The following is a 23,191-nucleotide window of genomic DNA, read 5'->3' as shown; positions in this document are numbered from 1 at the left end:
ATGACATCTTCCAACACATCACGCATTGCAGTGCAACAAATTGATCCACATGAATTAAAAGCATGGATCAAAGCTCAAGCATTAGACTTGGGTTTTGCTGATTGTGTCATTGCCAAACCAGATGCTCAAGAGCAAATGCCACGTTTTTTAGAATACCTTGAACGTGGTTATCATGCAGATATGACCTATTTAGAAGAAAATCTGGAAAAGCGAGCAGATCCAACTTTATTGGTGCCAGGAACAAAAAGTATTATTTGCGTACGTATGAATTATTTGGTGGAATCGCCAAAACCACGATATGTACCTTTTGAACCAAACTCTGCGATTATTGCCCGTTATGCTCGTGGTCGTGATTACCATAAGGTGATGCGTGGCAGATTAAAAACGTTAGCCACACGTATCCGTGAAAAAGTGGGAGATTTTGAATCCCGCCCTTTTGCAGACTCGGCACCTATTTTTGAGAAATCATTAGCTGAAAGTGCTGGAATGGGCTGGACAGGTAAGCATACTTTGCTCATCCATAAAAAGTCGGGTTCATTCTTTGTCTTAGGTGAACTATTTACATCACTCGACTTACCTTTTGATGAACCTGCTACTTCTCACTGCGGTTCTTGTAGTGCGTGTATTGATATTTGCCCGACACAAGCGATTGTCGAACCTTATATGCTAGATGCCAGACGCTGCATTGCTTATTTAACTATCGAATATAAAGGAATCATTGCAGAAGAATTACGTGCAGGCATTGGTAACCGGATATTTGGTTGTGATGACTGCCAATTAATTTGCCCGTGGAATAGCTTTGCTAAAACAGCGTCTATTCCCGATTTCAATCCTAGACATGGTTTAGATAATATTAGTCTGCTTGATATTTGGCAGTGGGACGAAGCTACTTTTTTAGCCAATACAGAAGGCAGCCCAATACGACGTACAGGTTATCAATCCTTCAAACGTAATATTGCTATCGGTTTAGGCAACGCACCGTACTCAAAAGAAATTGTAGATCAGCTAAACAAAGGCAAAAGTTTACATGACGAAATCGTCAATGTGCATATTGATTGGGCAATTGAACAGCAACTTAATCAACTTTAGCTATCAAATTAAAAAAATGATGTTTTTTGCCCTATAGCTTTAATACGAATTCTGTATGATTATGTACAGTGAATTAATGCCATCATCATGGATATGACAATGACTCTACGTAATGATTGGACTCGTGAAGAAATCCAAGCTCTATATGAACAACCTTTTTTGGATTTAGTTTTTAAGGCTCAACAAGTACACCGTGAGCACTTCACTGCCAATACAATTCAGGTCAGCACCCTTTTATCTATTAAAACGGGTAAATGTCCTGAAGATTGCAAATATTGCTCTCAATCTGCACATTACGATTCAAAATTAGAAGCAGAAAAACGTATTGCTGTTGAAAAAGTAATTAGCGAAGCAAAAGCTGCAAAAGATTCAGGTTCATCTCGCTTTTGTATGGGTGCTGCTTGGCGTAACCCTCATGAGCGCGATATGCCTTATGTTTTAGAAATGGTACGTGAAGTTAAAGCACTAGGTATGGAAACCTGTATGACTTTAGGTATGCTTAATCAATCACAAGCAGAACGCCTAAAAGATGCTGGTTTAGACTATTACAACCATAACCTTGATACATCTCGCGAGTATTATTCCCACATCATCAGCACACGTACTTTTGATGATCGTTTGAATACTTTAGATTATGTCCGTCAAGCTGGTATGAAAGTATGTAGTGGCGGTATTGTTGGTTTAGGTGAAAGCCGTGAAGATCGCATTGGTTTGTTACATGAATTAGCAACCTTGCCTATTCATCCAGAATCTGTACCAATTAACATGCTTGTTCCAATTGAAGGTACACCATTAGCTGATGTTGAAAAACTAGATGTTATTGAATGGATTCGTACTATTGCGGTAGCACGTATCATTATGCCGCATAGTTATATTCGTTTATCTGCTGGTCGTGAATCTTTAAGTGACTCAGATCAAGCTTTAGCATTTATGGCGGGTGCAAATTCTCTGTTCTCTGGTGATAAATTACTTACGACGCCAAATGCAGGTGAAGGTAAAGACCAAGCGTTATTTAATAAATTAGGGTTAACAGCTGAAAAGCCAAAACCAACTGTTTCTGATTTATCAGTAGATGCGATGAGTGCTTAACCTCATCAAAATTGAAAAGCCCTGATCATTCAGGGCTTTTTTCATTTATACAGAAGTTACCAATATGCCATAAGTAGCATTCAGAAAGGTTCCAACTCGAATAATATCCTTACCTGCCGCATGGGTAACCGATAATTCTTGGCTCAATACATCAAAGTGAAAAGATTCAAAAACATCTTGATGGTGTAAGAGCCAAGTCACTGTATCTGCTATATTATCATCTGCAATATAAGTTAAGGCTTTAAAGTCTTTACTCATAAATAACTCTTAAAAATAAATTTTATGAATTCTATATGAGTTCATTCTACCTTAAAAGAAAATCTAAGCAGCCTTCGGATTCACTAATGAACGCCCCGACAATAAGCTTGTTAACGCTTTAGGTGAAAACTCTAAAGAAAGTACATGATTCTTTAAATTGATTGAGTGGCTACTAATCAATGGCAAAAGGCCCTCTTCTGTTTCTAAAACATACTCATCCGCAATGTTTAGAATACCTTCTAGGTTCGTTGTGCTAGAGGCTAGATCATGGCTAAAGACATCATAAATTGTTTGTAAATTAAACGTCGTGTTCTGTTCAGTAGGATGTTTGAGTAAATAGTCTTTTAAAAACAAGACTAATTTATGAGCAAAGAAAAAATAATTCGGTTTATACGTGTATTTCATGTTGTTCATGGAACCAAACTCCAGATGATCTTTTATTGAATTACAACTAAAACACTAGGAATTAAACCTTAAAATTTTCTTAAAAAAATAAATATATTTACACGATATATAAAAATTAATTATAATAATAAAAATCAACCAGTTAATTTATCAAAAAATATATAATTTATATAAAATTACAATAAAAGAATCAATTCTTAAAAATTAAAAAACTTAAATGAAAATTATTATCAAATTAATTTAAATAAAATAATTTCATAATATTTTACCATATGGTATAAATTAAAATAAAAACCGTATTTATCAATAAAAAAACAACCAATCAAAATACATAAAAATATAATGTTATTCTTGTTTTTTACTCGAAAAGTGCTATATTTCCACCGCATTACTTGATCAGAATAAAAGCACTGAAGAGTAATAAAGCGATATTTATTGAATATTCTGGGGATTTTATGAAAAAATTTATTTTTATTGCGGCTAGTTCTCTTTTTAATATTACAGCAGCACAAGCAGCTGATGGTACGATCACTATTAATGGTTTAGTAACTGATAATACGTGTACGATTGATACTGGTGATAAAAATCTCACTGTAAATTTACCAACAGTATCATCTCAATCTTTGAAAAATGCGGGCGATGTTGCTGGTCGTACACCTTTTCAAATCAATTTAACGAATTGTGCTTCAGTTGGTAAAGTCGCGACTTATTTTGAACCAGGCGCAACAGTTGATTTTAATACTGGTCGACTATTGAACCAAGCTACCTCTGGTGCAGCTGCCAATGTCAACATCCAATTATTGGGTAGCAACAATGCAGTAATTCCTGTAATTGCGAAAGGTGCTTCTGGTGCACAAGATAACTCACAATGGGTAAATGTTTCTGCTGGGGGGAATGCCGATCTTAATTATTATGCTGAATATTATGCAACTGGAGCATCTACAGCAGGTACTGTAACATCACAAGTGAAATACACAATTATTTATCAATAAATTAAAACCAGCTTCTATTTTTAAATAGAAGCTATATCTCATCTATTATTTATTATTGAGAATATGACTCATGCTTTTTCGTGGTCGTAAATTTTTTTGGGGAATGGCTTGTCTTCAAGCATTAATTGCTACTACAGGGCATGCCGAAATAGTACTTCATGGTACACGTGTAATCTATCCATCAGATGCTCGAGAAGTAAACTTACAACTCAGCAATAACGGTACAGCACCTTCCTTGGTTCAAGCTTGGATTGATGATGGAAACGCTAAATCAACTCCCGATGAAGCGAATGTCCCTTTTATCATTACACCACCTATTTCAAGAGTAGAACCCTCTAAAGGGCAAACTTTACGAATTACTGCACTACCTAATGCTTCTCAATTAAACCAAAATAAAGAAAGTGTATTTTGGCTTAATGTATTAGATATACCACCAAGGCCGGAAGGTAAAAAACAAGAAAATAATGAAGTATTAACCAATAATTTTCTTCAATTAGCGATACGTTCACGAATTAAGTTCTTTTATCGACCAGTAAGTCTAGAAGAAAATATTAATACATTAAGTGAAAAAATTCAGTGGGTAAAAAATGGTGAAAACTTGCTTATTAAAAACCCTACTCCCTTTTACATTACAATAAGCTCAGTTTTTCAAGAAATAAATCATCAAAAAACAGATTTATTAAAACAGGGTTTAATGCTTTCTCCTTTTTCAGAAGATCAAATAAAACTTAAAAATAGCAATATAACAAATATGAGCTTTGTTTATATAAATGATTATGGTGGAAGAATTGAACAAGTAATAAGGTTCTAAGCTTACCTACTTTTTAATTTAAACACCTACACATGAACAGGCATAAAGACGATGTCAGAATGGTTCATATCCAGTATATGCTTTAAAAAGCGCACTACATATTATTTGGTATTGAGTCTCGCAATTAATATCCCCTTAACTGTATATGCATCAGACAATATGAATAGGGAAAATATTTTAAAAGCTGACTTTGATACTAATTTTTTAGTGGGAAATGCACAGAAAATTGATATTGGTCGATTTAAGTACGGCAATCCTATTTTACCGGGTGAATATAGTCTTGATGTCTATATTAATGGGCAGTGGTTAGGAAAACGAAAGTTTGTTTTTAAAAGTACTCGTTCGAATGAGAATGCTAAGACCTGTTTTACCCCAGATATGCTTTTAGAATATGGAGTTAAACCAGAAATTTTTCATCATGAAGTAAGTAGTACCTTTACCTGTAATGACTTGGACAAGTGGGTTAACGATGCTTTTTATCAATTTGATACTTCTCGTCTGAGACTTGATATTTCAATACCGCAAGTAGCTTTACAAAAGAATGCTCAAGGGTATGTCGACCCACGTTTATGGGACCGTGGTATAAATGCAGCTTTTTTTGCATACAATGCTTCTGCCTATCGTATTATAAATAATAACCATGAAACAAATCATGCGTTTATGGGTACAAATGTTGGTCTAAATCTCTATGATTGGCAATTACGCCATACTGGGCAGTGGAAATGGCAAGATCATAATGAAATACAAGAAAAGGTTTCTTCCTACACATCAAATAATACATATGCCCAAATGGCTTTTCCCAAGCTCAATAGTGTTGTTACTTTAGGTGATTATTTTACCAATAATAATTTTTTTGATGCCCTACCTTATCGTGGGATTAACATATCAAGTGATGACCGCATGCTTCCTAACAGTATGCTCGGATATGCTCCCCAAATTCGAGGTTATGCCAAAACCAATGCAAAAGTAGAGGTACGTCAGCAAGGAAATTTAATTTATCAAACGACTGTTACACCCGGAAGTTTTGAAATTAATGATCTTTATCCCACAGGCTTCGGTGGCGAATTACAAGTCTCTATATATGAAACAAATGGAGAAATTCAAAAGTTTTCTATTCCTTATGCTTCTGTCATTGAGATGCTAAGACCTAAAATGAGCAGATATTCTTTTACTTTGGGACATTTTAGAGATGCCAATATCAATCTAAAACCATGGCTAGTGCAAGGTAAATATCAAAGAGGTATCAATAACTATTTAACAAGCTATACAGGCTTTCAGGCAACTGAAAACTACCAGTCTTTTTTAATAGGTAGCGCATTTGCAACCCCAATCGGTGCAATTTCATTTGATGCAACTCAGTCGTCAGCTGAGTTCGAACAAAAGCCCACCCTTAAAGGACGAAGTTATCGTTTAAGTTATAACCGACTATTTACTCCAACCAACACCAATTTAACTTTAGCTACGTATAAATATTCCACAGAAAATTATTTGAAATTACGCGATTCAATTTTAATTCGAGACTTGCAACAACAAGATATTGATAGCTTTTCCGTGGGGAAACAAAAAAGTGAATTTCAGATCACATTAAACCAAGGCCTTCCAAATCAATGGGGTAATTTTTATTTAGTAGGCTCGTGGATTAATTATTGGAACCAGCCTAATCGTAATCAACAATTCCAATTTGGATATAGCAATCAATTTAAAGATCTGACTTACAGTATTTCTGCAATTACTCATGAGCTTGACCAAGAAAATCAAAATTCTGGTCATGAAACTCAATATTTGTTGTCTTTATCTTTTCCACTTCAATTTAAAAAAAATACCGTTAATTTTAATAGTTCTATTTCAGAAGATAGCCGAACTTTAGGAATGAGTGGTTATATCGGAGACCGCTTTGATTATGGCTCATCAATTTCATATCAAGATCAAGGACAAACAAGCCTAAATATTAATGGCACCTACCGTACTAACTATACAACTATAGGCGCTTCTTTTGGTCAGTCCGATACATACCAACAAGAAATGATCAATTTAAATGGAAGCTTGGTCGCTCACTCACAAGGTATTTTATTTGGCCCAGATCAAGTACAGACCATGGTATTGGTATATGCGCCTCAAGCGACTGGTGCTCGAGTCGGCAATACGCCTGGTCTAAGCATTAATAAACAAGGTTATGCTGTCATTCCTTATGTAACCCCCTATCGCTTAAATGACATTAGCCTTGACCCTCAAGGGATGCCATCAACTGTTGAACTTACGGAAACAAGTCATCGTATTGCCCCGTATGCAGGATCAATCACTAAAGTTAACTTTTCAACAAAAACGGGATATGCAGTTTTTATTAGCACCCAAACACCTAATGGCGGCCATTTGCCATTTGCAGCACAAGTTTTTAATCAAAACAATGAAATAGTCGGAATGGTAGCCCAAGGTAGCCGGATTTATTTACGTACTCCCCTAACTCAAGATCATCTTTATGTGAAATGGGGACAAAGTAATAGTGAAGAATGTCAACTTGATTATGACATTCAATCAAAAATCTTACAGGAAAAACAATCAATTATTATGACAGAGGCAGTCTGCAAATGAAAAAAATGCTTATAAAGAGCGGTTTACTCATCACTAGTTTTTTTATTTATAACCAAACCTATGCCAACTGTACTTTAAGCAAGGGCTTTACCACAGTCGATATTCCAATGACGATTGGAACTATTGTAGTACGCCCGACCGATCCAATCGGAACAGTTCTCCAAAAGAATACTTTTACTATTTCACCCAATAATTCGACTGCAACTTGCAACCGTGCCAGTGACCAAATTACAGCGGCACTTCCATTAAACTATCCTGTTAGCTCGATTGGAAATAATGTGTATGCAACCAATATTCCGGGTATAGGTATTCGACTTTATAGAGAGGCATTCGACTCTACAGATTTTTCTGGATATTACCCTTATAAACGCAGCTTGACTCCTAATACAACATATACACTTTCACCAGGTTATTTTGTTATGGAAGTGATTAAAACTGCTGCAACTACAGGTTCAGGTGCATTAGTTGCTGGTCGTTACAGTACCTATTATGTAACAGGACAACAAAATCGCCCTTTCTTAACAACTACAGTATTGAGCAGCTCCCCTATTCTTATTGCATCATCTTCTTGTGAAATTCAAAACGGTATAGATACAATTGTTCAGCTTCCCACTGTGATGAAGTCAGGTTTTAGAGCCATTGGATCAACTCAAGGTGAGAAAAACTTTAATTTATCGATTCTTTGTAATGGTGGGGAAAATAACTCGGGTGTACCAACGAGTAATACACTGAGTTTAAGCTTTGACTACATTTCTGATACTTCAAATAGTCAGGTTATTAATAACAGTGCTGCTGACTCAACTAAAGCGAACGGAGTTGGTGTGGAATTGTTATGGAATATGAATGGCGCGAACAATCCTATTCGAAAAGGAAACAAACTAGATATTGGTACAGTAAGTTCTAACCAGACAGTACAGTACGATATTCCTTTAACGGCGCGTTATTATCAAACTGCTTCGAATGTAACAGCTGGTGAAGTCAAAGCTAATGCAACGGTAACGATCCAATATGATTAGTATTTCTTCTAAACACTAGATCTTAGTAGTAAGTAGTAGGCTTTATAGAATGAATAATTTTTAATTAATACTAAAAAAGTCAAATGATCACACACATTATTTTTTAAATTTTACTAATAAATAAATTAAAAAAATGCTCATAAGCGAAAAAAGCTAATGAGCATTAGTGATAACCACTTAACCTGAAATACAAATTGTGGGAAATAGATCACAATTTGCATGACTATAATTTCAAAATTTAGCTTAAATATCAAGTCTTTTTTTAACAAAAGTTTGATAAATTTATTTAACCCTTTAATTTTAAATAAAAATAAATTAAAAATAAAGTTTGCAATTTCTATTTTACAGGCTTTCTAAAGAATTATCATTCTATTAATTCAAAAAACATAAATTTTATATATACGAATGTATAGTAAAATTAAAAAGTGCTTAATTAGGAGGGTTTAGTTAGAAGTAAATATTATGTAATTCGATAAATTATAAAGCTTTACACAACCTATAAGAAAAAAAACAAACACATATCTGGAAATATTTTTCAATTACAGCCTAACTTCAAGTTTTTATTACAAAACCACATGCTCATTATTTGGAAAATATTTTGTATTTTATTATTAAGTTTAGGGGCTTTCGGAGTTGGTTTAGGTATTAGTTATTTAGATTTTTTCTTATTTTTTATTGGTTTACTTTTTTTGCTGTGTTTTTTTCTAGCCTTGAAGCAAGCAAGAGAAGATGCAGGAAGTTTTCCTGATGAATAAAAATTAATTAAGCTAATTGAAGTCAAGGCTTAAGCAATATTAAACACGAAAAGATTCAAAACAATCTAAAAGAAAATCCATCACTACCCTTACTGCAGGACTACTCCGCAGATCTTCATGAATTACTAACCAAATTTCAGCACTCATTGGGTCATCATCAGGTAATTTTACTAAATGACCTTGCTGGCCTAAAAAATCAGGTAGTACAGCTAAACCAACTGCTCCACAAGTAGCCCGCCATTGAAGCTCAGGATGATTCGTAACCATAACAGGCTCTTTATAATTTAACCGTTGTTTTAGCTTTTGCTGTTTTTGTCCTTGAACTCCACCAACTTCAACGCTAATCCATTCATAGTTTTCTTCTTGTATAGCATCCAAATATTCTTGGGCTGCATATATGCCAAAAGGAACTTCACCAGCTTTACGCGCAATTAGATAATCATCTTTAGGGCGTCCAAAGCGAACTGCGATATCTGCTTCGCGATGCTGTAAGGAGGCATAATGAACATCACCGAGTATTCTCAATTGTAGCTCAGGATATTGACGATAAAACTTACCAAGATGAGGCATTACCAAATGTGCTGCCGTAGCTGGCGGTAGACTTACCGAAACTACTCCACTAATTTCCTGTTGTCCTGCCTGAGCTAGACGTTCAATAGAAAATGTTTCTTCCATCATACGTGTCACGATTTTGGCCAGACGTTCCCCCTCTGAAGTTAAAATATAAGTACGAGGTCTACGATCCACTAATTTTAGTTTTAAATTATCTTCTAACTGGGCAATTCTTCTTGCAACAGTAGCATGGTCAACACCTAACTTTCTTGCAGCAGCTGAAAGTGTCTTCTCTTCAGAAAAAACTGAAAAGTAATGTAAATTTTCCCAATCAATCATTGTGCAAATTTTCACATCAGAGATGAATTAATATGGAATTGTACACCTTTATGTGATTACTCAGAATAAAGACATTCTTTTTCGGAGCCCAATCATGAATAAATCAATGGTGTATGCCTATACTGGTGTTGTAATCACAATGCTGTTTTGGGGCTCGGCATTTAATGCGATGTCTTATGTGATTCAATATATGCCACCTCTTTCAGCAGCAGCTGAACGTTTTACAATTGCAAGCCTTGGTCTATTTATTCTTTTTGCAGCTATAGGAAAGCTACGTTGGGCCGCATTACGGCAAAATTTAGCTATCTATCTTATTATTGGAATTATAGGTATTGCCGGTTTTAACCTAGGCTGTTTCTATGGTTTACAAACCACCTCAGCAGTCAATGGCGCTTTAATCATGGCCACAACACCTTTAATTACTTTATTGTTAACAATTTTACTTGATGGAGAAAAACTAACACTTAATAAGTCTATTGGTGTTGTATTTGGCTTAAGTGGTGTACTTTTTGTTATTAGTCATGGCCATATTTCAACGCTACTACATTTAAAAATAGCAATCGGTGACTTATTCATCTTACTAGGTGGTGTCAGTTTTTGTTTAGCGAATGTGCTATCACGCCGTTATGTAAAAAATGCTACACCTTTAGAGACCACAACCTTTTCCATGATGTTCGGTGCTTTGACTTTAATCATATTAAGTGTAATTTTTGAGCACCCTTCTCAAGCAATTGCTATGGCGCCTATCACTGCACACTTGGCTATGGGATACGTCATTATTTGTTCTACCATGATTGCTTATTTATTTTGGTTTAATGGTATTCAAAAACTAGGTGCAGGCCGAGCATCAATCTTTTTTAACTTTGTTCCGGTTTTTAGTATGTTAGTTGCCTTGTTAGCTGGTCAATCACTTAATATCTGGCAACTTATAGGCACAGCTTTAGTCATGCTTGGCGTGATGAGTAGTGGAGGATTTATTCAGATTAAACGTCCTGCACTTATAGCTAAGCCTTGCACAAAGTAATGATCACACAAATTCATCTTAATTATTGCGTTGTAACAAAGAATGTATGTTTCTTTAAAACTTAACAAATGGTTGCCATATATAGTTTAAAACACAACAAGGAGAATTAAGATGAATTTGGATTTTACAACTATCGAAAAACAGGCCAAATTGCTAAAAGAAGAGCAAGAGAAACTAGAACAGCAAGATCATGATTTCCAGTTAGCTTTAGACAAGCATAGAGAATCATTAAAAAATTTATTTAAAGAACTTTTTCATGATCGAGAAATTAAAACAGAAAATGGAGGACAGTTTTGTGTAGTATTTGGTGATTTTAAAATATCTCTACTCATTGAAACAGCCAAATTCGAGAATGGTGTTCCTGTTAAATTAAATTCCGTTAATCCTATTATTGTTAAATTTAAAAAGGATAAGCCCGTTGCAAAAGCCCAATTTTCTGATGCAACCCAATATCTTGATAGTGGTTTTGAAACACCCCACTATCAGTACTATTACAAACACGCTGATAAAACACAATTAGTTCAATTTTCGGAGTTACCTGTATTTTTTCAAGCAATCCTTGATGCAGAAGTCTGATTATCTGCCCTCAATGGAGGGCTTTTTTATAAACTGAATTTACGGATCAAACAGACTCATCTTTATAAAAATAGCCATAACATCAGTTTCGTTTTCTCAACTCGTTTTAATTTACAAACAAAAAAATTTTAAGGTATCGGCTCAAAAAACCATTTGCTTCTTTTTCAAATAACTTGTATATACATGTTTGTATTTGTTTATACAAAAATGGATCTAATAATAGAAAAGCTCTTAAAGGATAAGGAGAGTGTTATGGACTCATCAGCTGGGAAATCGAAAAGCGGATTTGTTGAAAACCGAAGTATTGACTTTATTCCTGAAAATGAAAGGCATGGCAGTATATTTGCCCAATTTACGCTTTGGTTCGGGGCCAATTTACAGATTACAGCTATTGTTACAGGTGCATTAGCCGTCGTATTAGGTGGTGATGTATTTTGGTCAATCATTGGCCTCTTTATTGGACAATGCTTTGGTGCTGCCGTCATGGCTTTACACGCAGCTCAAGGTCCAAAACTAGGCCTCCCACAAATGATTTCGAGTCGAGTCCAATTTGGGGTATATGGTGCCTGTATCCCCATCATTCTTGTTTGTCTTATGTATATTGGCTTTACGGCCACTGGTGAGGTACTCGCTGGTAAAGCAATTGCTCATCTAGCACAAGTGAGTAATACAACAGGTATTTTAATCTATGCTTGTTTTATTATTATATTTGCGACAATTGGCTATCGTTTAATTCATTGGGTAGGCAAAGTTGCAAGTGTTATTGGTTTAATTGCTTTTGTTATTATTTTAACTCAAATTTTAGCTCTCTCTAATATTTCAGAATTGCTTGCTGTACGGCATTTTAGCTGGTCATCATTTTTATTAGCAGTTTCTCTTTCTGCTTCTTGGCAAATTTCATTTGGACCTTATGTAGCAGATTATTCTCGTTATCTTCCTACAAAAACATCTTCAACACGCGTATTTTGGGCAGTTGGGCTTGGGTCTTTAATAGGCTCCCAAATTTCAATGATGCTCGGTGTATTCATTGCTCAAGTCTCGAATGGTGGTTTTGTTGGCAATGAAGTTCAGTACGTTGTAGGCATGAATCCAATCGCTCTTGTGATTACTTTTTTATATTTTAGTATTGCATTCGGAAAGGTCACGTTATCTACACTTAATGCTTATGGCAGTTTTATGTGTATTGCGACCATTTGGAACAGTTTTAAGCCAAGTGCTCAAATTTCAAAATTAACGCGACTTACAATTGTTCTTGCAATGGTAATTATCTCAACATTTATTGCAGTTGTAGGTGAACATACTTTTTTAAGCGCATTCAAATCTTTTATTTTGTTTCTTCTTACATTTTTCATTCCTTGGAGTGCAATTAATTTAGTTGATTACTATTTTATTTCTAAAGAAGAATGCGATGTAGATGCCTTATATGACCCAAATGGTAAATATGGCCGCTGGAACACGATTGGAATCGCTTGTTATTGTATTGGTATCTTACTTCAGTTGCCCTTTATTGATAGTAAATTCTATAAAGGACAAATTGCAGAAATGTTGGGTGGAGTCGATTTATCTTGGTTAGTGGGATTGTTATCCACTGCAGTTTTATATTATGTACTTGCCAAAAGAGCTCAAATAAAAATTTCAAAAGCTCTTCAACTTGAACGAGTAAAATAATGTTAAGACGAGATATCAAAGTCTAAAATAACACTTTGATATCTCATTAATATTTTTCTACTGTTGAGCAGTACTTGGTTGTGCAGAGGCAGGTAATCCAAATAACTTGTCGAATGTCCAATTAAATATGAATGTATAAATTGGAATGATAATAATAAATGCAACATCTAACCAAAATGCGGCAACAAGAGAAATATTCATCCACCACGCAATAAGCGGAATTAAGAACATTACTAAAGTAATTTGAAATCCGATCGCATGTGCAATTCTTCGTTTAACCGTACGCGACTTACTTTCTTGGCGAGCCTCCCATTTTTCATAAAGAATGTTGTAGATAAAGTTCCACGTTACCGCAATAGTAGTAATCATCACTGAAAGTGGCCCAGTGTGCTCTACACTATCTCCGGCCAAAAGAGCCAAACCAACTGATGAAATCACCATTCCAATAATTTCATAAGAAGAAACATAAACAATACGACGTTTTAAACCTTGCATAATCTTTCAACTTTTATCACTTCTTTTTATTTTAGTTTCAGTTAAAATCACATATAAAGTTAACAGCTTTCAGTTCTACTGATATCAAAATGAATTTTAATAGTGAAAATATCGAACTTTTCTTAACCGTATTAGATACTGGATCTTTCTCGGCCGCGGCACGTAAGTTAAATCGAGTGCCATCAGCAGTGAGTATGGCAATTGCCAACATTGAAGCAGAACTTGGTTATCACTTATTTGAACGTACACACCGCAAAGTTATTCCTACCGCGGCGGCTTTAGCATTGGAACCTCAAGCCCGCATTATTGCTGAACAGCTTAGGCTATTAGCTACGCATGCTTATGAACTTTCACTTGGTCTTGAAAGTAAATTAAAAATAGGTGTGGTTTCAGATGCGAATACTGACTTACTTTTTAAAGCCATAAAGCAACTAGCAGAGAAGTTTCCCCTTCTTAACCTAGAAATTATTACAGCTCCTCAAGATGATATTCTAAATTTACTTTATACAGAAAATATTAGCCTTTGCCTTGCAGGTTCAAATCTCAATATAAAAATGCGTGAAAGCCTACAATTAGTAATGACAGAAACAGTTATTGCTACGATCTCTGCTCATCATCCGTTTTTAAAAGAACAGAATAAGTTAAACACGATTGAAGAGTTAATTAATATTCGGCAAATTGTGGTCGCGAGTAGTGAGCTGGATATGGAAGACTCACGTTCAATCATTGGAGCAATGTACTGGAAAACAAATAGCTTACAAACGGCAATTAATATGGTCGAAGCTGGCTTAGGATGGGGAAATTTTCCCTTATCTTTGGTAAAAGAAAAGATTGAACAAGGCCATTTAGTTCAATTAGATTTTAAAAATACGAAAAATCATTTGCCTTTATCTATTTATTTCATTTGGCTTCAAGATAAACCGTTATCGAAAGCAGCCAGAGAGCTTGTCCAGATTGTTCAAGCAAACTTATCTCAAACTTGTCATTAAAAAACCGCCATTTAGACGGTTCTTTAGGAGCTATTTAGATTTATTAGACTCTATAACTTTTTCATCATAATGCTTATAACAATAGCCAAACATCGCACCTGCACTGAAAAAAAACATTGCTTTAAACATGATGACACTCCTATGCCTTATTGATTGAAAGTTAAACTTAGCATTTAGCCATGTTTCACTTTGAGTACTATTTAAATCAGTTTTGTTCATAATGAAAAATTACGTGACAATCTTTTTCAATTTATTAAAAACACTTATTTTATTGATTTTATTATATTAATTTTTATAAAAAACGAGAACTCTATGATTAAATTAAAGAAAGCAAAAAGCCTATTCATGATGAATAGGCTTCTTACTGTATTTCAGGACTAAGCAATAATAATAATTATCAAAAATACTCTACTACTGTATAAATTCCAAGTGTTTTAGTCAAGTATAAAATTGATCAATTACAAAAGGTTGTAGAAAATGAGAAACAATCTTCATTCTAGGTTTTATCCATAAAACTTACTTTAAATTTATACTATTTTTGACCCTGTACGGCTTCTATTTCTAGCTTTGAAAGGACAATATTTTATAGGTTAATATTGATAGATTTAATAAGTTCATCTCGATAGGGGCCAAGAATAATTTGCTCAACCTTGTTCATTCTATTACGCATATCCTGAACATGAGCAATATTCTTAACGTCCAGCTTTTCTTCATACTGATCTGTTCTTTTGCTAGCTAATGGTTTATTAGTTAAATGATTTAACACAAAATAAAATGTTCTACGTAGATCTTGAAAAGTAAAAGAAAGATTACATTGCTCATTAATTTTTTTTCTAAATTTCGAAATATTAATAATATGACCAGATTCAGATTTTACAGATGGAAAAACCCACTCTCCTTTATTTTGTATTCTTCGTTTTTTCATCAGATGCCAAAGAAAGTTTCCCATATAAATTTTATAGTACACATTATTATATGGATTTATAAAAGAAAGAGTTCCTTCCTCTAAATCTATATTTTTCCAATGTAAAGATTCACACTCATTCCTAAAAAGCCCTGTTAATATAAGTGTTAATAAAAAATCCTTATTTGTTTCACTTTCCTGTCCCCTACCTTTATATTCAATAATTGCTTGCACCCACTTGGTTAAATTATCCACATCGATATAGTTTCTTCGAGGTGGGATTTCTTCCCAGAGCTGTTTCTTCTTTAACAAATTAACCGGGTTTATCCTTGGTATAATTACTTCACAATTTTTATTTTGATAATACTTAATTGAAAAACGATAGACCGCTCTAAGTACACGCATAGATAAATTAGCTTTTGCATAACTATACTGAGATAACTGAGTATACCTTTCCTCAATCCTCTGTTCAGTAATATCAATCAGTTTAAGTTCACTTAAGTCTATTAAATATTTTTCTATAACTTCTCTATAGTCGGCTAATGTCCTTTCTTTTAACTCGTGGTGATTTATATATACTTGGAAAGCTTCTTTGAGATAAGGCTGATCAATTTTCTCATTTAAACTATTCTTTAATATTTTATTATTTTTAATGCTTAAAGGGTTTGAGTCAGTTAACTCTTTTAACTTCTGCTGTGCAAGTATACGGGCGTCTTCAACAGTAATTTTTTCATAATCCCCTAATTTACAACGAATTGATTTCCCTTTTACTTTCTTCTCCACAATGTAAGTTTTATAAGAGTTATTTACACGAATAGCAAAGCCAATAATCTCACTGTCACGATAAATAGCCGGTGTGAGTTCAAGTTGATCGATAAATGACTTAGTTAGCTTTACTCGTGAAGTGCTCATAAGCTAGAATCCCTATCGCTTGTGATAATTAACAATATAGCAAAATATTTTTCAGGTCTACTGCTGCTACTTTTGAAAAATACTTGTGTTTAATAAAAAAATTGATTAGTATTGCAGGCACTGAAAAGCCTTGAGATTAAAAGCTTTTCTGATTATAGGGCCTATAGCTCAGTCGGTTAGAGCAGCGGACTCATAATCCGTTGGTCCACAGTTCGAGTCTGTGTGGGCCCACCAAATACAAACCCCAAAAACTTTAAGTTTTTGGGGTTTTTTAACTTTAGATATTTTTAAAATATAGCCAAATATCACTTCATTATTCAAAAATTGTTCAATTAAACATTAAAAGCCTTTTCCAATTTCCGTATTATTGAGCATTCCTTTTCAACCTTTAGGACTGTTATAAATGTTTGAGTTGATTATTTGACCTGTTCTTAAGCTAAATTTTGTTTAAGGGTTGATTTTGAGCTTTCTATTTGAACATCCCAAAACTTTTCCCATAAATCACAATATTCGAGGCATAGGTTTTCTAAATAAGTGTAGTCTTCTTCTGTACAAGCTTGCATTAAAATAAACCATAGATCTTCTTCATGATCGTCATCTGCTGCCTCAGCAGTTTCATCTTCAGATACTCCATGCACATGGTAATAGCCACCACCCTCGACCGCTATACCTACAGCACTGGTTGCTTTTCGTAAAGGTGGACTGTACAAAATAACTTCTTCTTCAGCTACAGCTAATAAAGCAGAAACGGCTTTATAGTCTTTATAGGAATTTTCTAGAAACTCTCTCACCTGATGTGCAATTTCTGTTGGTTGATAACTCCGGCGCTCTTCCTCCGTCACTCCAAAATCATCAAGGACATCTTCAAATAAAGGATAATGTGCATATTCTGGGTTACCTTGATAATAACCGTCTTTGTCGGTCCCAGGTCGAAACCCAAACTCATCAAATATATTAAGACTCAAAAGACAGCGCGGAAACATCTTTGCACCTGCATGCAACCTAGGTTCTAACTGCTTTGTCTGGTATTGAGCCATTAATAAAGCGTCTGTAAATGTTTGTACGATTGCATGGCGATACTCTAAATGAATACGCTTTAAGTTTTCTTTATTAATTTCACCGTTATTTAAAGTTTCTATTGCAGGATGATGAGATACTGGATGTTTCGCAATCTTGGCTCTTAATTGAGTTAAAAAATTAAGATTTTTGTCCCAAAGTTCAGCTGAAATGCTTTGTTTCATCCCTGCAAGTGCTTTTTTCCTAGGATTATTAAAGTCCTCAAATTTTTTAGGCATAATCCACTCTCATTAAACTTATTAATTTTTTAAATTTCCATATTCTATTTTAAAAACAAATAGTTAAGATAAAATAAGACTCCTTTTGTCGAAAATTCATATTAGAATTAAAATTCTACTAAATCAAATAGAATATTTTAAAAATAATCTTGAGTAGCATTTATAATATTCACTTGAATAAAATTATGTTTTTGATTATGATTAATTTGATTAAAATTTTAAAATCTATATCAAGTAATAATTAGTTTCAATTATATGGAAATGTAATGTCAAAAAAAGAAGATATTATAAATACTGCTTTAGAACTTTTTAACCAAATTGGTTACAATACTACAGGGGTAGACAAAATTATTGCTGAATCAAATGTAGCCAAGATGACTTTCTACAAATATTTTCCCTCTAAAGAAAGTTTAATCATGGAATGCCTACATCATCGAAATATTAATATACAAAATTCAATTTATGAAAAATTAAGCTTACATCCAGATGTGAGTCCAATTGAGAAAATACATCTAATTTTTAATTGGTATATTGACTGGATTAATAGTAAGAATTTTAATGGTTGCCTATTCAAAAAGGCTTTTATTGAAGTGTCTAAACAATACACCTCAATTCGTGAACCATTTCAAGAATATACAAACTGGCTTATAAATTTATTAAATAGTTTATTAGTAGAGCTAGATATTAAAGACCCTACTCCACTTACTCATATCATCATTTCAATTATTGATGGTATTATTATTGATGGGACAATTGGTAAAGATCTGATTGATCCCTCTAAGAAATGGCAATATATTGAGTATTTGATTAAAACTGAAAATCCTTAATACTTCTAATATATACAATAATATTTTAAAAATTCAATTATATATTTCTCTATTATAAAATTAGAATATAATATTTAAAAATATTTTTAAATTAAAATAAATAAAATTTGTTTGGAAGATAATTTTCTACCTTTTTAGACAAACTCATATTAGAATTCTGCAACCTTATTGTCTCCCACATCTCTATGAAAAAGTTTTTAGGCAATTCTATCTTCAAAGCAGTTGGTTGGACCTATGATGCAGATCCTACAATTCTTGAGAAAAAACAAGTTATTATCGGTTTTGAACATACTTCTAACCTTGATGCGATCTTATCAATCGCTTTGTTTCAAATATTAGATTTAAAAATTCATACACTAATAAAAAAAGAACTTTTCAAAGGTCCAATGAAGCCTATTCTTGAAAAGCTAGGTGGCATTCCCGTAGACCGAAAAGCAAGCAAAGATATCGTCTCTCAAATGGTCGAAAAATTCCAAAGTAGCGATACATTTAACCTAGTAATTGCACCTGAAGCAACGCGTGCCAAAGATGGATCGGAACGCAAACCTATTCGTACTGGTTTTTGGCATATTGCTAAGGCAGCAAATGTTCCAATTGTACTGATGTATGCAAATGCAAGAACCAAAAAAGGCGGTATTTTAGGTAAGATTTATCCTACGGATTTACAGAAAGATCTTGAAACGATTAAAGAACTTTATGCGCAATATGATATTGATGTGAAAATTAACTAGCTAACTCTCTCATGAAGTTTGAGCCTATATTTTTATGTAAATTTAGGCTCTCTGAGCTTATTTAATTGGCTAACAAAACGTAAGGCAACAGTTTTCAAGAAAACCATGCCTATGCTAATATTCTGTCACTTTTGCATTTTTTAATTTTTGGAGTTCACTTCCATGGCGGGTCATTCTAAATGGGCCAATATTAAGCATCGTAAAGCGAAACAAGATGCCAGTCGCGGTAAAGTTTTTACTAAATATATTCGTGAAATTGTCACTGCTGCAAAACTTGGTGGTGCAGATCCTGCCAGTAACCCTCGCCTTCGTGCTGTTGTCGAAAAAGCGCTTTCTGTCAACATGACACGAGATACCATTAACCGTGCAATTCAACGCGGTGTGGGTGGTGAAGATAATGATGATTTAAAAGAAGTAACCTACGAAGGTTATGGTGTAGGTGGTGTTGCTGTTCTTGTTGAAACAATGACAGACAACCTGAACCGTACAGTTCCAGATGTTCGCCATTGTTTCAGCAAAACTAATGGTAACTTAGGTACCGCAGGTTCTGTTGCTTACCTATTTACCAAACGTGGTGAGATTACTTTTGACGATGTTTCTTTAGAAGATAAGATCATGGACGTTGCTTTAGAAGCTGGTGCAGAAGATATTGAAGTTTCAGAAGATGAAATTTTAGTAATCACTTCTCCAGAGACTTTTGGTGAGGTTCAAGATGCTCTAGCAGCTGCTGGTTTAAAATCAGACAATGCTGAAGTAGTGATGAGCCCTTCTACTAAAGCAGAAATCACTGATATTGATCAAGCTAAACAAGTAATGAAACTCATTGATATGCTTGAAGATCTAGACGATGTACAAAACGTTTATACAAACGTTGAGTTTAGTGATGAAGTTTTAGCGCAACTTGATGCCTAAGATGAGAAAACGCACCAAATGGTGCGTTTTTTATACTTTATTTAATAAGTTATAACAGTTAAATACATTGTATTCTTTAATGACAAAGCTCGAATGCAGAGCAACGACATTATCAATTTTACCAATCCGTCTTAATAAAATTTCGCTGTAGTCGTCCATATTACGTGCAACTAATTCAAGAATAAAATCAGCGCTTTGACCAGTCACCAAAAAAGCATTTGTTACTTCAGGAATGGCTTCAATTTCAGAAAGAAATTTATCAAATGTCTCACTATCATGTTTGCTTAAAGAGACTTGTAGCAAAATATGCAAAGTAAAACCCAATTTGCTAAAGTTAATTTCTCTTTTGAGTTGCCCCATGATATTAGCTTCAATCAAGTGTTTAATTCGGCGATGAACAGAACTAACTGAAAGATTAATCCGTTCTGAAAGCTCATTCAAATTCAGGTCTTCATGAGACAAAATTTCCAGAATTTGTTTATCAAAACGGTCCAACTCCATTCTTTGCTCCAATTAACACGCTTTATAAATCACAGTATATCCTAAAGCTAAGCCTACTTTGGAAATCAAATACCATTAAAAGAGAGAATTAAGCTTTACCACCCTCTTAATCTAAACTTTTGCTTGTTAACTGTGCAGTAGTATAACGTTCATAGCGCATTTTCAATTACTTATAGCTTATAACTCTTCAATGATTTAATTAGTATATGAATAAAAACATTTTTAATTTTTAAAAATTTTATAATTTCTTAATTAAAATCAATGAGTTTAAACAATCTTAAAAAGTTGGCACTCTTTTTGTTATGCACATATTGGAAATCTTTTATATCCAATGTGGAGAATGCCTGTGAAAAATATCAAAACATTAGTTCTTGCAATGAGCACTATCAGCTTAACTGGTGTAGTTATGCCAGCTCATGCTGCTAGTGATGCAGAAGTAGATGCTTTACGAAAAGAAGTTAGTGAGTTAAAGCAACTGGTCCAGCAATTATCAAATCAGCAAAAAGCGGTAACTGTAGTAAATACTCCAAAAGTGCCGTCAACTACAATTGCAGCAAGCTCACCCGTTCCTCAGAGCAAACCGGGTTGGATGCAAATGCCTGATGGCCAAACGCAAGTCAAGCTTTATGGGAATGTCCGTGTAGATGCAACCTATGACTTTAAGGGGTCAAATGGCAGCATTTCAAATGGTGCTAACTATTCTTTGAATAAAGATGACCCAAGACAGGACTCCTTAAATGTATCTGCAGCAACTACACGCATTGGGTTAGATCTTACTCGACCTACACAATACGGCGATTTAACAGGCAAAATTGAAGCCGATTTTATGGGAGGCAATGGCGATAATGGTAGTGGAACTTTCCGTGTACGCCATGCCTATATGTCTTTAGGCAAATGGTTAGCTGGTCAAACCACTTCACCTTTCGTCAATACAGATACTTCTCCGGAAACACTAGACTTTACCGGTGCAGTAGGTACAGGAACCACACGTACTGTACAGGTTCGCTATACTCAACCAATTAATGCTCAACAAAAAATATTAGTTGCCTTAGAAGGTGGTGATGTTGAAAAAGTGAGTAATGCTGCGGGAGGGAGCCGTTTCCCTGCTCTAACAACTCGTTATGATTTCAAAACCGCAGATAATAAAGGCTTATTACAGCTTCATGGTCTTGCCCATGAAAATCGAGTAGCGCCTAAAGATAGTTCATCTGAAGAAAAATTTGGCTGGGGTGTAGGTATCGGTGGCAAGTACGATATCACGCCTCAGGATAGTGTCGTTGCCAACTATTATCATGTTAAAGGTGATGGCCGCTATTTATCTTATAGCAACTCTGCATATGCATACGATACAACTACTCAAGATATCAACTTAGGTGAATTTGATAGTGCGGTGATCGGCTACCAACGGAAATGGAGCCCTATTCTCCGCTCTACTTTCGCAATAGGCGGTATTCAATATAAAGATGATAGCGTCTATGCAAATAGCAATTTAACCAATACTAGCTATAACAAAGAAATTTATAACGCTTTGGTCAACTTAATCTGGAATCCGGTTAAAAATATTGATTTAGGTGCAGAATATACTTACGGCCAGCGTGAAACTTTTGCAGGTGATAAAGGTGATTACTCACGCATAAATTTATTGGCAAAATATAATTTCTAAAATTTAGATGTAAAAAAAGAGCCACTCATGGCTCTTTTTTATTGTCACAATTAGTGCATTGCCTGAATTTTTTCCAAGAAAATTTTAGCGCGCTCATGACGTGCCTCTAAATTATCAAAGAATTCATGGGTTGGGCAATCTTCAAGAATTTTACCTTCATCCATAAAAATTAAACGGTTAGATACGCGTTTTGCAAAGCCCATTTCATGTGTCACACACATCATGGTCATACCTTCATGAGCAAGTTGCACCATCACTTCAAGAACCTCGCCTACCATTTCTGGGTCGAGTGCCGAAGTAGGTTCATCAAACAACATACAGATTGGGTCCATTGATAAGCCACGGGCAATAGCGACACGCTGTTGCTGACCACCAGAAAGTTGCCCTGGAAATTTATCCTTATGGGCAAGCAGACCTACACGTTCTAAATATTTAAGACCTTTTTCACGCGCTTCAGCAACTGAACGTTTTAAAACTTTTACTTGGGCAATGGTTAAATTTTCCAAAACAGTCATGTGAGGAAAAAGTTCAAAATGCTGGAACACCATTCCTACCCGAGAACGGAACTTTGCAAGATCAGTTTTCGGATCTTTTAGTGAAACCCCATCAACAATAATGTCGCCTTGCTGAAACGGCTCTAAAGCATTTACAGTTTTGATGAGCGTTGATTTGCCTGAACCGGATGGCCCACAAACAACAACGACATCACCTTTTTCAATACTCGTCGTGCAATCTGTTAAAACCTGAAAATCACCATACCATTTAGAGATATGTTGGATGTCTATCATTGGCATTTAAA

Annotated in this window: 23 protein-coding genes and 1 tRNA gene; 16 read left to right on the top strand and 8 right to left on the bottom strand. The window is 34.6% G+C overall.

The window, feature by feature from the left end; genetic code table 11:
• Together queG and bioB are read left to right on the top strand one after the other, a co-directional pair.
• Positions 1–1,089 carry a tRNA epoxyqueuosine(34) reductase QueG gene (gene queG / locus G9371_RS03125; RefSeq protein ID WP_000204462.1) on the top strand — a complete coding sequence of 363 codons (1,089 nt, stop codon included), beginning with the start codon at positions 1–3 and terminating at the stop codon, positions 1,087–1,089.
• Between the two features lie 99 nt (positions 1,090–1,188).
• A complete protein-coding gene (gene bioB, locus G9371_RS03120; protein WP_000175360.1) occupies positions 1,189–2,178 on the top strand; it encodes a biotin synthase BioB in 990 nt (329 codons plus the stop codon).
• A 45-nt stretch (positions 2,179–2,223) separates the two neighbouring features.
• On the opposite strand, the gene G9371_RS03115 is transcribed toward bioB, so the two are convergent.
• Entirely contained in the window at positions 2,224–2,436 is a 213-nt protein-coding gene (locus G9371_RS03115; RefSeq protein ID WP_000030990.1) for a hypothetical protein, read from the bottom strand.
• Between the two features lie 63 nt (positions 2,437–2,499).
• Positions 2,500–2,850 (bottom strand): hypothetical protein, encoded by a 351-nt coding sequence (locus tag G9371_RS03110; protein ID WP_001061891.1) that lies wholly within the window; start codon positions 2,848–2,850, stop codon positions 2,500–2,502.
• Between the two features lie 446 nt (positions 2,851–3,296).
• Here G9371_RS03110 and G9371_RS03105 point away from each other — a divergent pair, with 446 nt between their 5' ends.
• The 5 genes from G9371_RS03105 (at position 3,297) to G9371_RS03085 (ending at position 9,004) form a co-directional block, all read left to right on the top strand.
• Positions 3,297–3,833: a fimbrial protein gene (locus G9371_RS03105; RefSeq protein ID WP_000713428.1), complete on the top strand. Its 537-nt coding sequence runs from the start codon at positions 3,297–3,299 to the stop codon at positions 3,831–3,833.
• A gap of 70 nt (positions 3,834–3,903) precedes the next feature.
• On the top strand, positions 3,904–4,644 hold the full coding sequence (locus tag G9371_RS03100; RefSeq protein ID WP_000898891.1) for a molecular chaperone: 741 nt from the start codon (positions 3,904–3,906) through the stop codon (positions 4,642–4,644).
• 51 nt (positions 4,645–4,695) lie between these two features.
• Positions 4,696–7,233, top strand: coding sequence for a fimbria/pilus outer membrane usher protein (locus tag G9371_RS03095; protein ID WP_039244827.1), 2,538 nt, complete (start codon positions 4,696–4,698; stop codon positions 7,231–7,233).
• On the top strand, positions 7,230–8,249 hold the full coding sequence (locus tag G9371_RS03090) for a fimbrial protein (protein WP_029424394.1): 1,020 nt from the start codon (positions 7,230–7,232) through the stop codon (positions 8,247–8,249). The genes G9371_RS03095 and G9371_RS03090 overlap by 4 nt, the downstream gene beginning before the upstream one ends.
• Positions 8,250–8,824: 575 nt before the next feature.
• Positions 8,825–9,004: a hypothetical protein gene (locus G9371_RS03085; protein ID WP_000905609.1), complete on the top strand. Its 180-nt coding sequence runs from the start codon at positions 8,825–8,827 to the stop codon at positions 9,002–9,004.
• Positions 9,005–9,043: 39 nt separating this feature from the next.
• On the opposite strand, the gene G9371_RS03080 is transcribed toward G9371_RS03085, so the two are convergent.
• The gene (locus G9371_RS03080; RefSeq protein ID WP_000568093.1) at positions 9,044–9,895 is read right to left on the bottom strand and encodes a LysR family transcriptional regulator; all 852 of its coding nucleotides are present in this window, start codon (positions 9,893–9,895) and stop codon (positions 9,044–9,046) included.
• A gap of 94 nt (positions 9,896–9,989) precedes the next feature.
• On the opposite strand from G9371_RS03080, the gene G9371_RS03075 reads away from it, so the two are divergent.
• The 3 genes from G9371_RS03075 to G9371_RS03065 all read left to right on the top strand — a co-directional run bounded on the left by G9371_RS03075 (position 9,990) and on the right by G9371_RS03065 (position 13,163).
• Positions 9,990–10,919 (top strand): DMT family transporter, encoded by a 930-nt coding sequence (locus tag G9371_RS03075; protein ID WP_001043467.1) that lies wholly within the window; start codon positions 9,990–9,992, stop codon positions 10,917–10,919.
• A gap of 111 nt (positions 10,920–11,030) precedes the next feature.
• Entirely contained in the window at positions 11,031–11,495 is a 465-nt protein-coding gene (locus G9371_RS03070) for a hypothetical protein (protein ID WP_001046931.1), read from the top strand.
• Between the two features lie 252 nt (positions 11,496–11,747).
• Positions 11,748–13,163 (top strand): purine-cytosine permease family protein, encoded by a 1,416-nt coding sequence (locus G9371_RS03065; RefSeq protein WP_002068329.1) that lies wholly within the window; start codon positions 11,748–11,750, stop codon positions 13,161–13,163.
• 57 nt (positions 13,164–13,220) lie between these two features.
• Here G9371_RS03065 and G9371_RS03060 read toward each other — a convergent pair whose 3' ends face one another.
• Positions 13,221–13,658: a PACE efflux transporter gene (locus tag G9371_RS03060; protein ID WP_001161759.1), complete on the bottom strand. Its 438-nt coding sequence runs from the start codon at positions 13,656–13,658 to the stop codon at positions 13,221–13,223.
• A gap of 89 nt (positions 13,659–13,747) precedes the next feature.
• Here G9371_RS03060 and G9371_RS03055 point away from each other — a divergent pair, with 89 nt between their 5' ends.
• Positions 13,748–14,647, top strand: a complete 900-nt coding sequence (locus G9371_RS03055) for a LysR family transcriptional regulator (RefSeq protein WP_029424395.1) — start codon at positions 13,748–13,750, stop codon at positions 14,645–14,647.
• 583 nt (positions 14,648–15,230) lie between these two features.
• Here the strand turns inward: G9371_RS03055 and G9371_RS03050 are convergent.
• Positions 15,231–16,463 carry an integrase family protein gene (locus G9371_RS03050; protein ID WP_029424396.1) on the bottom strand — a complete coding sequence of 411 codons (1,233 nt, stop codon included), beginning with the start codon at positions 16,461–16,463 and terminating at the stop codon, positions 15,231–15,233.
• A 157-nt stretch (positions 16,464–16,620) separates the two neighbouring features.
• Here G9371_RS03050 and G9371_RS03045 point away from each other — a divergent pair.
• Positions 16,621–16,697: transfer RNA gene (locus G9371_RS03045), tRNA-Ile, on the top strand.
• A 197-nt stretch (positions 16,698–16,894) separates the two neighbouring features.
• Here G9371_RS03045 and G9371_RS03040 read toward each other — a convergent pair.
• Positions 16,895–17,758, bottom strand: a complete 864-nt coding sequence (locus G9371_RS03040; RefSeq protein ID WP_029424397.1) for a hypothetical protein — start codon at positions 17,756–17,758, stop codon at positions 16,895–16,897.
• A gap of 266 nt (positions 17,759–18,024) precedes the next feature.
• Between G9371_RS03040 and G9371_RS03035 the strand changes: the two genes are divergently transcribed.
• From G9371_RS03035 to G9371_RS03025, 3 genes are all read left to right on the top strand, one after another.
• Positions 18,025–18,585, top strand: a complete 561-nt coding sequence (locus G9371_RS03035; RefSeq protein WP_029424398.1) for a TetR/AcrR family transcriptional regulator — start codon at positions 18,025–18,027, stop codon at positions 18,583–18,585.
• A gap of 185 nt (positions 18,586–18,770) precedes the next feature.
• Positions 18,771–19,316 carry a 1-acyl-sn-glycerol-3-phosphate acyltransferase gene (locus tag G9371_RS03030; RefSeq protein WP_000713973.1) on the top strand — a complete coding sequence of 182 codons (546 nt, stop codon included), beginning with the start codon at positions 18,771–18,773 and terminating at the stop codon, positions 19,314–19,316.
• A gap of 162 nt (positions 19,317–19,478) precedes the next feature.
• Complete coding sequence (locus G9371_RS03025) at positions 19,479–20,228, top strand: YebC/PmpR family DNA-binding transcriptional regulator (protein ID WP_000907230.1); 750 nt, start codon at positions 19,479–19,481, stop codon at positions 20,226–20,228.
• 30 nt (positions 20,229–20,258) lie between these two features.
• Here the strand turns inward: G9371_RS03025 and G9371_RS03020 are convergent, their stop codons facing one another.
• Complete coding sequence (locus G9371_RS03020; RefSeq protein ID WP_000418050.1) at positions 20,259–20,729, bottom strand: Lrp/AsnC family transcriptional regulator; 471 nt, start codon at positions 20,727–20,729, stop codon at positions 20,259–20,261.
• 346 nt (positions 20,730–21,075) lie between these two features.
• Between G9371_RS03020 and G9371_RS03015 the strand changes: the two genes are divergently transcribed.
• Positions 21,076–22,392, top strand: coding sequence for a DcaP family trimeric outer membrane transporter (locus G9371_RS03015; protein ID WP_185154696.1), 1,317 nt, complete (start codon positions 21,076–21,078; stop codon positions 22,390–22,392).
• 50 nt (positions 22,393–22,442) lie between these two features.
• Here G9371_RS03015 and G9371_RS03010 read toward each other — a convergent pair whose 3' ends face one another.
• Positions 22,443–23,186, bottom strand: a complete 744-nt coding sequence (locus tag G9371_RS03010; protein WP_001132006.1) for an amino acid ABC transporter ATP-binding protein — start codon at positions 23,184–23,186, stop codon at positions 22,443–22,445.
• Between the last annotated feature and the right edge of the window lie 5 nt (positions 23,187–23,191).

This window comes from Acinetobacter sp. EKM10A (assembly GCF_011075215.1).
GTDB lineage: Bacteria > Pseudomonadota > Gammaproteobacteria > Pseudomonadales > Moraxellaceae > Acinetobacter > Acinetobacter baumannii.
The sequence above is the reverse complement of the archived record's forward strand: the minus strand, read 5'-3'. Positions and strand labels throughout refer to the sequence as shown.